Annotated in this window: 11 protein-coding genes and 1 pseudogene; 3 read left to right on the forward strand and 9 right to left on the reverse strand. The window is 59.1% G+C overall.

The genetic code is table 11. From position 1 onward, the window contains the following. Nucleotides 1-235, forward strand: a 235-nt coding sequence (locus tag BM162_RS21580; protein ID WP_143096284.1) for an integrase core domain-containing protein, incomplete at its 5' end; no start/stop codon positions are given. A 663-nt stretch (nt 236-898) separates the two neighbouring features. Here the strand turns inward: BM162_RS21580 and BM162_RS21585 are convergent. The 5 genes from BM162_RS21585 to BM162_RS21605 all read right to left on the reverse strand — a co-directional run bounded on the left by BM162_RS21585 (nt 899) and on the right by BM162_RS21605 (nt 6674). Continuing rightward, nucleotides 899-1306, reverse strand: coding sequence for a hypothetical protein (locus tag BM162_RS21585; RefSeq protein ID WP_093425866.1), 408 nt, complete (start codon nt 1304-1306; stop codon nt 899-901). Nucleotides 1307-1456: 150 nt separating this feature from the next. Beyond that, a complete protein-coding gene (locus BM162_RS21590; protein ID WP_093425868.1) occupies nt 1457-1810 on the reverse strand; it encodes an H-NS histone family protein in 354 nt (117 codons plus the stop codon). Between the two features lie 580 nt (nt 1811-2390). Continuing rightward, nucleotides 2391-4262, reverse strand: a complete 1872-nt coding sequence (locus tag BM162_RS21595) for a site-specific integrase (RefSeq protein ID WP_093425870.1) — start codon at nt 4260-4262, stop codon at nt 2391-2393. Nucleotides 4263-5475: 1213 nt separating this feature from the next. Continuing rightward, nucleotides 5476-6117: a hypothetical protein gene (locus BM162_RS21600; RefSeq protein WP_143096286.1), complete on the reverse strand. Its 642-nt coding sequence runs from the start codon at nt 6115-6117 to the stop codon at nt 5476-5478. A 53-nt stretch (nt 6118-6170) separates the two neighbouring features. After that, a complete protein-coding gene (locus BM162_RS21605) occupies nt 6171-6674 on the reverse strand; it encodes a hypothetical protein (RefSeq protein WP_093425873.1) in 504 nt (167 codons plus the stop codon). Nucleotides 6675-6989: 315 nt separating this feature from the next. Between BM162_RS21605 and BM162_RS21610 the strand changes: the two genes are divergently transcribed. Further along, nucleotides 6990-7685, forward strand: coding sequence for a DNA methyltransferase (locus BM162_RS21610; RefSeq protein ID WP_218153163.1), 696 nt, complete (start codon nt 6990-6992; stop codon nt 7683-7685). 1 nt (nt 7686) lies between these two features. Here BM162_RS21610 and BM162_RS21615 read toward each other — a convergent pair whose 3' ends face one another. The 4 genes from BM162_RS21615 to BM162_RS21630 all read right to left on the reverse strand — a co-directional run bounded on the left by BM162_RS21615 (nt 7687) and on the right by BM162_RS21630 (nt 10791). Next, complete coding sequence (locus BM162_RS21615) at nt 7687-7845, reverse strand: antitoxin Xre/MbcA/ParS toxin-binding domain-containing protein (RefSeq protein WP_093425874.1); 159 nt, start codon at nt 7843-7845, stop codon at nt 7687-7689. 199 nt (nt 7846-8044) lie between these two features. Next, nucleotides 8045-9222, reverse strand: a protein-coding gene (locus tag BM162_RS21620; protein WP_093425876.1) for an IS3 family transposase whose coding sequence is annotated in 2 segments (ribosomal slippage) — nt 8045-8943 and nt 8943-9222 — 1179 coding nt in all. Because the reading frame shifts where the segments join, the coding sequence is not laid out codon by codon here. Between the two features lie 60 nt (nt 9223-9282). Then, nucleotides 9283-9678 carry a 3'-5' exonuclease gene (locus tag BM162_RS21625; protein WP_093425877.1) on the reverse strand — a complete coding sequence of 132 codons (396 nt, stop codon included), beginning with the start codon at nt 9676-9678 and terminating at the stop codon, nt 9283-9285. Nucleotides 9679-9834: 156 nt separating this feature from the next. Continuing rightward, nucleotides 9835-10791 (reverse strand): ATP-dependent DNA ligase, encoded by a 957-nt coding sequence (locus BM162_RS21630; protein ID WP_093425879.1) that lies wholly within the window; start codon nt 10789-10791, stop codon nt 9835-9837. Between the two features lie 909 nt (nt 10792-11700). On the opposite strand from BM162_RS21630, the pseudogene BM162_RS21635 reads away from it, so the two are divergent. Then, nucleotides 11701-11971, forward strand: a pseudogene (locus tag BM162_RS21635) (IS3 family transposase); the annotation flags it as partial.

Genomic DNA, 11971 nt, shown 5'->3' on the forward strand with positions numbered 1-11971 from the left:
GAAGGTCTCGATGGACGGTCGCGGACGCTGGATGGACAACGTCATGATCGAGCGGCTATGGCGATCCCTGAAGTATGAGTGCGTCTATCTGCACGCCTTTGAGACCGGGTCAGCGGCCCGGGCTGGCATCGGCAAGTGGATCGACTTCTACAACAACGAGCGCCCGCACTCCGCGCTCGGCGGACGAACACCGGTCGAGGCCCATCAGGGCCCCGGCCTGAAAGCGGCGGCATGATCAACAGGCAAGCTTAGCGGCGCCGCAACACTGTCCGGAAAACGGGGGCCACCTAACAAAGTGGTCCGGCGTAGCCTCGGGATGATAAAGAAACTTCGCCACCATAGCTTCGCGTCCTGCATCTTGGATCAGGACGAGCTCATTACGCGGCCGGTGAAGGCGCCGTGATCTCGTCAAGCTGTTAACGGCCGAGCGGCTGATCCGGCGCCAAGATCATGTCCCGGAGGGAGCAAACCCGTTCAAAATGATCGCTGATCTCTCTCGCATCAGCAGCAGTCCTCCTCAAACCCCCGCAACCAGCCAACCGGGTCGTTCTTGCGGTGGCCCCCGAACTAGGTGGAAATGTTTACCATAGTCCGTGGCAGGCAGCGTATCGGCTTTAGGATCATGGAGCACCGCCGCCCTCACCTCGTGCAGCAAGGCGCCGAAGTGATCCAGACTAGCGGCGGCCGAAGAAATATGATCTTCGGGCGCTCATCTTCTCCGATGTCAGCTAGCTTCGGTCAGCTCGTATCCTGCGGGGGCTATAGATGCCTCAGGAAAAAGGTTGAGTGCAATTTGCCAAGCACAGACCGGAGACCACCGATCAATAGGTGCGACTCTTCCGGTGTACGGAGACCTGTATAACACGAAGGGATCAGCGCGAACCGCCCCGCCGATTTCTCAGCTCGCGAGAGCCCGGAGGGGCAGCCCGGCATCCCGCGCAATGACCTTCACCGCTGCACGTGCCTCGGCATACTTGCGGTGGATGAGCAACTCGATCTCGGCGATCAGTTCGCGGAGTTCATCAGGGCTCATGTTCCTCATGGCTTCCTCCGCCATGGCCGTCGTCAGGCCGAAGAAGTAGCCGGTCCGAAATGCTTCCGGATTGGCGGCAGAGAGATGCCGAGCGCCACTATTCCGTGTTGTCCGCACCAGTTCATCCAAAGTAAATCCATACCCGCGAACGAGTGCCTTCACCCTTTCCGCAACAAGATCCTTGCGAACTTCGGCAGCACGATCCCGTAGGACCAGAAGATCAGGTACGGCTGTCTCTTCTAACCTCTCGGCTCTCAGCAGCTCCGACCTCATCGAACTGTCCAATGACGCGGGGGAAGGGGAGCCTTGAGGTCATGTTGTTTCTCAACCGCGCTGGTTGCGGCTGCTTCACTGTCCAGCATCTTGTTCTCGTCTCATAGAAGGGCCCCGCAGATCACCTCCGCAGGGCCTCAATCAGATGGTTCAGGCGTTCTCTTTCGGCTTGATCGCCAGTTCTTCGATGTCCCGGCCCGCTTCGATGTGCTCTTTCACCCAGGCAGGCTGACGCCCGCGACCCGACCAGGTTTGCTCGGGATTTTCCGGGTGTGCGTACTTCGGCGGCGACTTCGGGCGCCGGGCTTTGGCCGGAGTGTTGCCGATCAGCTCCTCGAGAGAGATGCCATATTCTTGTGCAACCTCGGCTGCCTTCCGGCGAGCTTCCCGACGAAGGCGCTCATCTACCTGCATCACTGCCCTGTCGACGTCCTTCTGGAGTTTCAGAAGGTCGTCCTTGGACAGATGCTCCAGGCTGTCCTTGATTTCTTGATAGTCTGCCATCTTACAGTCCTTTCGGAGACGTCATTTGATGCCGAGGTGGAGACGCAAAGGCAAAGACTTCGGATCATCCGGATGCCGCGCCACTTCACTGAGGATTGCTCCTAATGCCTCGGGTCTTCGTATTATTGATGCAGTTGTAGACCGTGACGGCTATGTTGACAAGGATTGGCCTGCGGCATCCTCTGCATCCGGCGCGTTTTCCTTCTTCGTCATCCGCTCGAGGGATGGCAAGAACATCGTCCGCCGGAGCCTCTGAAACGTCTGCAAATGCCTCCTGCAAAGCATCTTGCTCCGATTTCTTCACGATGGACGCTCAGCTTCCTCGATCCGATCCCTCGTCCGTTCACCTATTCTTGAAGCCTTCGTTAGTCATGGATTCGAATGTTGACAACGAAAAAAAGGTGACGGCTTCCTCAACGTCAGGGGAAAAGAAGGCACCTGGCCGAGATGATCGGGCGCCTGGCGCTCGGAGCGGATGGAGACCAGTGGGCGCCATAGGCGTTGGAGGTGAACCAGTGTCAGGCATATGACCGCTCTGCATCGGCCCATCATCGATGTCGGGGTGTTCATAAAAAATTGTTCATGGTCTAGCTCCTGGTTTCGGTACGGCAGTAACGCCGGGATATCTGTGACTGGGGTTGCGGACGGGTTTGCAGACTTTGAAGCTACGGATCTGGCTTGCCCGGCTTCTCGTCAACTTGCGCTTGGCGGCGCTTGAGTGCCCATAACGGCCGTGGGTCAGCGTCGACTGATGCCCCATGACTGCACCGCGATCAGCGCGATCAGGCGTCATCGCTTTGAAATCCGACGAGAAGGCATGCCTGAGCACATAGCTCGTGATCTTCGTCCGGAGTTTCGGGAACACCTTTTTCCCGATGCTGGCAACCTGGCTGCTTAGGGCGCTGGTCGCGGTATTCCGACGTTCCTGTTCATCCAGCATCCGCCAGGCATCCCGATCACGGGGCGTGTGGATCAGTTTGATGACCTTTGTCAGCGCGATCTGATGGTCATATTCCCGGTAGGCGTTCGTCTCCGCCTTCGAAAGATTCCTGTAGGCCGGATCGAGAACTTCGCCGTGCTCCTGCATGTACTGCGCGAGCCAGATGGCTTCTGGCTGCTGAGCGTCGATCTCGAGTAGCCGGAATGCCTGCCCCTTCTGATTGAAAGAGCGCACGTCCTCGTACCGTGGATCAGTCATCCACTCGCGGATCAACGCGTTGTCGTCGTCGGTGCGCTTGAGCGGGCTGCCGTCATCGTCAAGCAGATACCTCTCGTCAGCCACCTTCGAACCGGGGATCCGGAGAAGCAGACGGTAGTAGCCGTCGGTGTTCTTCTGCTTGAGCAAGTGGACGGTGACGCCGTTGTAGAGCTCGACGGGGCGACACCCGGTGGTCATCAGGACCGCGATCTGCGCGCGTCGGTCGTCATCCATGTGCTTGTGGGTGAGCACCTTCGACCAGAATTCAGACCGCCAGTCGTAGTTCGGATCACGCTTGATCTGCCGGTTTTCGAGTTCATGAACCTGACGAAGTGCGTCCCTCTTGCTCTTTCGAACCCTCACAGCAGCCGGTTTGCGTTGCCAAATTAGGGCGTCGACCTCCAGCTGAGCATCGATTTCGGATGCGCCGCGATCCATGAATTCGCGCTTCTTGTATTCAAGAATACGATCAAGTTCGATCCTGGCGTCCTCTTTCGAGAGCTTGCGCTGGGTGCAGAGCTCGTCGATTGTCGGAATCTCGGGCGGCGAAGACGGTTTCTTTCGGTCTCGGGTCATGGCCTTGCGCGACCGGATGCCATGCGGATCGGGCGGATACTGGTTAAGATACTTGCTCGCGCGGGCCAGCCGACGCAGGAAGTCGACGTCGTAAAGCGGTGCGTCACCATCGTCATCGAGCGACAATGCAGGCTCTCGTGCCGGGCGGCCGTCGTCGTGATAGTGATGGTTCAGAAAGCCCTCGAGCTTCTTAGCCTCGACACCCGCGTTCTTCTGCCCTTGATTTCGAGCATCATGGATCAGGGTTTCATAGAAAGACGGAAGTTCCCGAAGGATGAGCGAGCTAGCGGACCTGTTGAGCGCAGCTTTCGCCAAGGAGCGGCTTTGCCTGCTTTTCCAGGCATCCGTTTTTGTCAACATTGAATACTCGGCGTAGGGGTCGCCGCCCCTGTTGGCTTCCGTGAGTCTGCGCACGGCGCGCTCGTATTGCTTCATGGTGCCGGACTTGCGCAGCATTGCGGTCGGCCGGGTCAGCGTCTCGACGCTCCGGGATGCCTCGAACGCCTCGTGCAGGAGCTCGGGCGACAGGTAGCGCAGGACGTCCAGGTCTTGTGTATCGAGGCCGACGGTGAGATCGTGCCTCTTGAGGAAATCCTGAATATCAAGATCGAAATCATGGATTGAAATTGTCGGCGCCTGCACTTCTTGTTGCGGTGCGCTTTCTGGCCCCCGGATCATATCCTGATCGGGTGCCTGGGGGCCTCTTTCAGGGTCTAGTTTCATCTTTGGGGCTGGCAATTCTATAATCTTTGTTCTCCAATGCAGGCAGGATGCCTGCCAATGATTAATCTACGATTTCAGGTATGGCCTGAGGCAAGGGAAATCAATCTATGGGTTGGGGTGCTAGTATTAATGGAAACTTACCGCCACCTACTTCAGACCCCTTACAGCCCCCGTTTTCCTGCATCCTCGGATACCTCAAAGGCATCCTCTCTCTGTGCCCAATCAGGCATCCTCATCCGGCTTCCGAAGGCACTTCCTGGGCCGCGTCAGCAACGCCCAACTACCGCCTCCAAACCACCAGACCGAACACAGGCAGAAAGCTCGGTAGGTGCTGGACAGACACAATCACGGGCTCGCGCGCCATGACCGTCATTCGAGAGACTTTATCCGGCAGGGCAGGGGTGCCATCACCTTGACCGCCAATGTCGGCGAAGTGGCGATGCCCTCATAACGCCCTGAAAGCACCGTGAGGGCCTTGTAATTACAATTCTGGTGGCGATGCCCGTCGTACTCCGCAAAAAAACTGATCCTGCGAGGAAAAAACGACCTTCGATGACGACCACGACCTCGGACTGTGATTCAGGGCGCCAGTGTTAGATCCCTTCGAGGTCAGGAAGTATCGCGACAAGTAGCCGTGCCTGCGTGATGTCTCCAGGTCGTGAATCGTGGATTCAAGATCGTCGGACTTCGAAATCACGCATTCGAGAAGGTTGGAGGCAGCGAGTTGGCGATCTCGCGCCTCGAAAGGCATAGACAGCACGGCATCATTCCTGATGACGGCACGGCGGCATCAGTTTTGATGCGCGTCGTCGCACGAGGCTATGAAGTCAAAACTCAAAATCGCGATGTTCCGTGAGCGCGTGGCCCTCGGCGTCACGCGTGCGTGTTTTCGTGGGAATTCGACAGCATGCCGTTACGCGGTGATGATCGTTCGGGATCACAAGATCAAAGGCTCATAAGTATCGTGATTGGTTGCTGGCCCTGGAGCTGAAGCCGGAACAAAGAGCCGCGCCGGTCGCGGGCGTTCGTTCACTCCATCGGCGCGCTCGGAAGATTGATCGCGTTCACCCGCTCGCCGAGAATATTGCGCCTGTCTGAATCATCGACAAAGGTAAGCCGCCGGACGATGCGGGTGGCAACTGGCCTCGGGACCGTCGTCAATTATGCCTCAGCAGCCGTTTTCTACATCTGCTTGCAGACCGTCGACTGACGGCGGCCTGGGCGGAAAGGTGACGTCAATCTGGACCCAGCCGCCGAGCTCCTCTATGGCATTCACGATGGTGCTGAACTTCGCCCGCTTTGCCTTCAGGCTCGTCATCAGCGTCAGAGCCGAAGGGCTTACACCGAGCTCTGCTGCGACCGCACGCCAAGTAACATTATTACCCTCCACATAGGTCCGAAGGCCGATCTGACAAATGCGGCGGAGCTCGACTAGCATGTCGTCCGCGCTCTTGAAGGCACTGCGACGCACGCTGCACGGGGCGATTAGGCGCAGGGTTTTCGGTGGGGCTTCAGGATTAAAGGGCACCGTGCAGACGGACTCGATGCTGATGACGGCGTCCCGCCCGAGATGATATAGAGCGTCGAGCTTCGTCCCTAGCGACACACGGTCGAGCAGGTGCGGACTTGTAATAGCACTGAGACGGGACGGGGTGACACCGAAATCTTTGGCGATGTCGTGCACCCGGCGACTGTCTTCCGCGATAGACTCGACGAGAAGGTCGGATACGATCAGCTTCAGCGCCAACGTATAGTCGAAGAGCTCATCTTGGAGCTCCGAGTGAAGCTTCTGTCCGTCGAGTGTCAACATATATTGCAACCGCATGTAATATTTTCTTGCCTCTCCTTGTGATATAGAGGCAGTTATCTGAAATGGCAATATTCTAGGGACAGTATCCAGTATTGCTTTGCCGGATGCCCGGCGTGCTGGGACACCACGTGAGGCTGTAGGACGGCTTTCACCAGCCCTTCCGGGTCCATGGTCTGATAAACGTCGGAACTCACGTGTTTCATGCGGTACGTCTGCCCGAGCCCTAGGACGCCGCTTGCCGAAAGAAAAATGTTTGCGGTGGGCTCTTTCACAAAGTCGCACCTCGAAAGGATTTTTCCGGCGCCAATCTTTGGAGCGACGGAGAAGCGGATCTTTTCACCTTTGCTCGTGAAGTGCTCCCCGACAAGCTTGAAGGCGGGCGTGCGACGAGGCTGCTTCAGGCCGACATCTTCAGTGATGTCCTGGGATGTAAGCCGTAGCATTACGGCGAGCGGGTGATGCGCTATCGATAGCAGGGCGTCCTTCTTCAAGTTTTCGGCGCGTGCTTCAAGCAGACTGCTCTGCGCTTTCCACGCCCGTAGTGCATGTGTGCTCATTTGTACAACTTCTGTTCATCAAGAAGCGAGGTTGCCGTGATGAAGATAAAGTCAAGCCGTTTGAATTTGTTCGGCACGGATAGGCAAGGGTATAAGGAGGTATGAAAGCGGCTGTGGCCTTCCAACGCAGCAGTGAAAGCCGTTTTCCGAGCGTCGTCTCGACACGCGTTGAGCTGCCTTTGGGAGGTGGCCGTCAGGCGACTGAAATATGAGAGACGGCACCGTGCTGGTCGGGGTTAATCCGCCCGAAACCCCTATTCTGTAGATTCTGCCTTATCCGTAGAGGCAGATATTTGCGTGATTACTTCACATCCCATGGTTTCCGATAGCGGCTTCATCAAAGAAAGGGTTATCGGGGACTGCCGCTTAATCCTTGGAGACAGCAGAGAGATCGTTTCCTATCTCGAAGGTTATGATGCGGTCATCACTGATCCAGTCTGGCCGAACGCGCCCCAAGGGATGTTTCCCGGCGTCGATAATCCTCGTGATCTCCTCGAAGACGTCCTGGCTCACTGCACGGAAGCGCAGCGGATCGCGATTATCATGCGCTGCGACAGCGATCCCCGGATCCTGAGCGCCGTGCCCGAGTGCCTGCCGTTTGTCCGTGTCCAGATGCTCGAATATGCCGTCGCCGGGCGGATGGGGCGCATCCTCGGAGGCATGGAAACGCTGTACGGCTACGGGAAGCCAATCCCTGTTCGGGAAGGGCAGCGGCTCATTCCTGGCCGTTGTGAGCCCGCTCAGCCGACAAAGAAGGCCGACCGGCCGGATCACCCGTGCCCGCGTTCACTTCACCACATGAAATGGGCTGTCCGCTGGTGGAGCGAGCCAGGCGAAACCGTTCTGGACCCCTTTATGGGCTCGGGCACCACGCTCGCAGCCTGCGCAGCTCTCGGTCGTGCGGCCGTGGGCATCGAAATCGATCCTGACTATTTCGAGATCGCCTGTGGTCGGATAGAAGAAGCCTACCGGCAGCCAGATCTCTTCGACGCACTGCTACGGGTATCCTGACTCAGGCGAAGCCGCCGAGCGCTACCTCGTCGAGATAATCGACGGCGGCTTGACCCTTAGCCTCGTCGACGAGCTGCTCCGCTGTGCGACCACCGAAGCCGGACAGAGGAGTGTAGTGGTACCATTCTTCTGCCGCCGCGCGGTCGCGTCCATTCTTCATCGCCCGCCTGATGACCCTCTCGCGCCAGTAAGCTGGACCCTTTCTCCGCTTGTGGCCCTTCTTCAGGGCATACTGAAGGCACCTTGCCAGAAGCGCGGCGTCCGGCCCCGCGCGATGTACGTGATCTGCTTCATTCCGCTTCTGGTAGTCGAGGAAGGCGCGGGTGTGGACTGATCCTGCCCCGAAAGAGTGGACGGGGTCAGGCCGCCATGCGCTCCATGTCGGCCGGTGATCGGTAGCCTATCGCGGAATGCAGGCGCCGTGAATTGTAGAAACCCTCGATGTAGGCGAAGAGATCGCGGCGTGCGTCGTCCCTTGTGGCGTAGACGCGGTGGTGAACGCGCTCGACTTTGAGCGTGTGAAAGAAGCTCTCCATGGGGGCGTTATCGAGGCAGTTCCCCTTCCGGCTCATCGAGGGCGTTATCTTCGCCGCGGCGAGGGCTTGGCGGTACTCATCAGCGGCATACTGGATCCCGCGGTCGGAATGCTGGATCAAGCCGGGCGCCGGACGTTGGCGCTTGATGGCCATGTCGAGCGCCTCGAGGGCGATCGAAGCATGCAGGGTCTCGCGCATGCTCCAGCCGACGACCTTGCGGGTGTGCATGTCGATCAGCGCCGCAAGAAAGAGCCAACCTTCGCCGGTCCGGATATAGGTCAGATCAGCCAGCCAAACCTGGTTCGGCGCCGTCGCCGTGAAGTTTCTTCGCAGCCTGTTCGGCGCGATCGGATAGTCGTGCCGGCTGTCGGTCGTGCGCACCTGACGCGGAATCGCGGCCAAGCCTCGCAGGCCGGCAAGACGCATCAGGCGCGCGATGCGGTGGCGACCGACGCAGCGACCCGCGGCGCGCAGAGCGGCGTGAACACGCGGGGCTCCATAACACCCGCCACTTTCCCTATGGGCGCAGCGGATGTCGTTGAGAAGGGCCCGGTTCTCAACGCTCCGTTTGCTCTCCGGGCGCTTCCGCCAAGCGTAGTAGCCACTGGGAGAGACCCCCAACACGGCGCAGATCATTCTGATGGGCCAGAGATGGCGGTGCTCATCGACGAACCCGAACGTCAGCGGGAGCCCTTTCCGAAGATGAGCGCGGCTTTTTTTAATATATCTCGCTCCATCTCAGCCTTCTGCAGCTCTCGTTTCAGCCGGGCGTTCTCAGCCGCCAGGTCAGCCGGAGACGGGCCCTGCGCCTGCGTGACGGGGCGCCGCCGCGCAGGGCCCGTCTCCGGTGGCTCAAACCGCCGCATCCACCGCCGCAGGACCGTCTCGTGGAGCCCGAGCTCCTCGGCCACCTGAATGATCGTCAGCCCACTCGTCCGGGCGCGCTCCACCGCCTCCCGCTTGAACGCATCAGGGAAATAACGCCGCTTCTTGCTCTCCATCGGACACTCCTTCCGTTGGCTCGAAAGCCTATCATGGGTGTCCACCAAGCCGGGGCAGGATCAGACCTCACTAAACCTGAACAGGTCGGCCAGAGGTTCTACAGTAATCGCTGGTGCTTCCTTGCAGGTCTCGAGCAGGCGTGACAGCCAAACTTGGTCCGCAGGCGCGTCCGAGATCAACGTCCTGTCCCCGATTACGCTAAGCATATCTTGAGCCACCCGCTCGGCCGACGGTGCTCCATAAAGCCATTCCAGAGGGATATTGTGCACGCGGGCGCTCTCTGGGCTCCAGTAAAGCATCGACCAGCTGTCGGCCGGGCAAATTAGCGAAGACCAGCTCTTGATGCTGTCGCCTTCGATCCAGGCGAGCCCGACCTCGATAGGCCAGCTTCCCTGGTAGAGGGAGGAGGCTTCGAAGTCGATGAAGGCGTAGTCGGAGGGAGCGAAGGTCGTCATAACCTGATTATAGTGGACTAAAGCCCGTCATGCGAGCAGCGCTTGAACGAATCGAGAGACTGAGTGAATCTGAACTCATTGCTCTTCGAATACTCGTTTTCATATTTTTAAGCAGGGCTGCTGCTCTTCGGGGTGGCAGCCCGTTCTTTGGCCCGTTCACTTGATCTGGTCGATCCGGCAGTTCTCAGGATCCTTATCCTGCCGGAACCGCAGGAGACGCACGCCGTGGCGCATGAAGTCGTCGGTGATGTGGTCGGTCCACATCTCGGCGACCACGACCGGCGTCAGCGGAACGTAGTCTCGATCTCCTCCGCCCCATCGATCTCGTTTTCCAGGCTTTCGGCCGGTGAAGTCTGCACCGGCTTCGAGCTCCCGGAGAAGCTCTCCCATTTCTTGGCCACCAGGAGGAATGCGGGCCCAGCCGACATAGTGGAGCAGATCGTGGTCGTCGTAGAGCCCGAGAAGTAGACTGTCGAGAATCCGAGTGCCCGCCTTCCCGTAGATGCCGCCGATCACGCAGTCCACCGTCTTCCAAACCTTGTACTTTTTCATCGCGCGCTTGCCGGGCTCGTAGCGGAGGTCGAGCTTCTTGGCCATCACGCCATCGAGCCCCTGCATACCGACCCAGTTGCGGGCAGTCTTGATGGAGTGCGTGCTCTTCCCCAGCGTCAGCGTCCGGGAGCGGCCGAGCTTCGTCATCAGCTCCTCGAGTTTGCGGCGCCGTTCCGAGAGCGGCTGGCTGAGCAGGCTGGTGGTCTTACGCTCCGGGATGTCAAACACGACCAGCTTCGCCGGGTGCCGCACTGAAAGCTCCTGAACACGGGTTGCAGCGGGATGTAGACGCAGTTGGAGCGCCTCAAATCCCTCCGGCGAGATGATTTCGCCGTCCAGAAAGAAATCGCCCTCGGGAACCTCCAGGAGCGCCTCGACGATCTCAGAGAAGTAGCGGCCAAGCGCCTTACGGTTCTTGGATCTCAGGTGCGCCTGCGCGCCGTGCACGTGTGCCAGACAGCGGAAGCCATCGTATTTTGGCTCATAGAGCCACCCCTGTCCTTCGGGTAGGGCTCCTATGGCTTGCGCCTCCATCGGCTTCGTGTCGAGAGGAACGCTCATGACCCGGCGAAGTCAGCGAGGGGGTTTGCATTCCAGGCGTGTCGGCGACTGCTGTGAAGAGACGACAGAAGAAACTTGCGCCATGCGTCACGTAGGAGGAAGATTAATTGTACCGAAACAATTCTTCGACTTGGAGTCTGTAGGATGCGTTTATTCACCGCATGTGCTCTCATGATCGCCTCGGCGACCGCAGTCGTGGCAGACGACACCAGAGGCACAGTGCTGGCATTCGCCCGACAGGACCGTCTGGACGATCCCGGAGACGCTTGATGTGCCAGAGGGGCTGTCTGCCGGAGACATCGTCCTGATCGAGTTCAGGCAGGCTGGCGACGACGGGATCACACGCATCGACAGCATCACCCGGGCGGAATAACAAGGTCGTCCGGCGCCGATGGCGGAGCAAGCGACAGCTGCACGCGCTACTTTCTATTCGGCATGCATGGACGTGAGCGGGCCAAACTGGCTACGGCGCATGCGAAACGCCGCGACCATTCCTCAACGCTCCGAGCGTAGGAAGATGCTTATCGAGTGCGCAGCTTGACATTCGGAGGATGCTCTGTGCGCACAGGCGCGCTGCACACATGTCAGTGCGGGGCCCAGTATCAAGTGAACTGTAATCGGATCCTGAAATCGTGACGGTCAGCACCTCGCCCATCGTCACGAGCGGCGCGCGTCAGCTCCAGTCCTCGCTTCTATGGCATAACGCGTGACACCGAGGCCGCACTGCTCTTGTTTGTGGCAGAGTTGAAGTTGGGAGATCGGACGGAGCGTTCGAGGAACTGGCAGCGGATGCTGCCAACCGGCCTCTGGAGCGAAATAACGAGGGCCCGCTCGCCCCCTCTGTCAGGGATGTTGTCGCCCGTACTAATCTGAAAAGTGTACCCTGAGGCGGGCGGACAGGATGATGGATTGGCATACTCACCGGAGAGGAAGGCGGCGGTTCTGACGAAGATGCTGCCACCGAACAACAGGCCGCTGCGGCAGCTATCGCAGGAGGAAGGGATTTCGCGGGGCACGCTCGCCAAATGGCGTGAAGAGGCGCGGGCGAAAGGCCAGTTCCTGCCCGATGCGAAGACGGGTCCCGAGGGTTGGACCTCAACCGATAAGCTCGCGGCAGTGATCGAGACGGCCGCGATGAACGAGACCGAGCTTGGCGAATACTGCCGCCGCCGGGGCCTCT

The organism is Tranquillimonas alkanivorans, assembly GCF_900115595.1.
In the GTDB taxonomy this organism is placed as follows: domain Bacteria; phylum Pseudomonadota; class Alphaproteobacteria; order Rhodobacterales; family Rhodobacteraceae; genus Tranquillimonas; species Tranquillimonas alkanivorans.

What these genes read in the sequence shown, in the direction of transcription:
- BM162_RS21600 (WP_143096286.1), bottom strand. Translation starts at nt 6,117, where the DNA reads ATGTTGACACTCGACGGACAGAAGCTTCACTCGGAGCTCCAAGATGAG.
- BM162_RS21615 (WP_093425874.1), bottom strand. Translation starts at nt 7,845, where the DNA reads ATGAAGAATGGACGCGACCGCGCGGCGGCAGAAGAATGGTACCACTAC.
- BM162_RS21585 (WP_093425866.1), bottom strand. Translation starts at nt 1,306, where the DNA reads ATGAGGTCGGAGCTGCTGAGAGCCGAGAGGTTAGAAGAGACAGCCGTA.
- BM162_RS21605 (WP_093425873.1), bottom strand. Translation starts at nt 6,674, where the DNA reads ATGAGCACACATGCACTACGGGCGTGGAAAGCGCAGAGCAGTCTGCTT.
- BM162_RS21630 (WP_093425879.1), bottom strand. Translation starts at nt 10,791, where the DNA reads ATGAGCGTTCCTCTCGACACGAAGCCGATGGAGGCGCAAGCCATAGGA.
- BM162_RS21610 (WP_218153163.1), top strand. Translation starts at nt 6,990, where the DNA reads ATGGTTTCCGATAGCGGCTTCATCAAAGAAAGGGTTATCGGGGACTGC.
- BM162_RS21590 (WP_093425868.1), bottom strand. Translation starts at nt 1,810, where the DNA reads ATGGCAGACTATCAAGAAATCAAGGACAGCCTGGAGCATCTGTCCAAG.
- BM162_RS21595 (WP_093425870.1), bottom strand. Translation starts at nt 4,262, where the DNA reads ATGATCCGGGGGCCAGAAAGCGCACCGCAACAAGAAGTGCAGGCGCCG.
- BM162_RS21625 (WP_093425877.1), bottom strand. Translation starts at nt 9,678, where the DNA reads ATGACGACCTTCGCTCCCTCCGACTACGCCTTCATCGACTTCGAAGCC.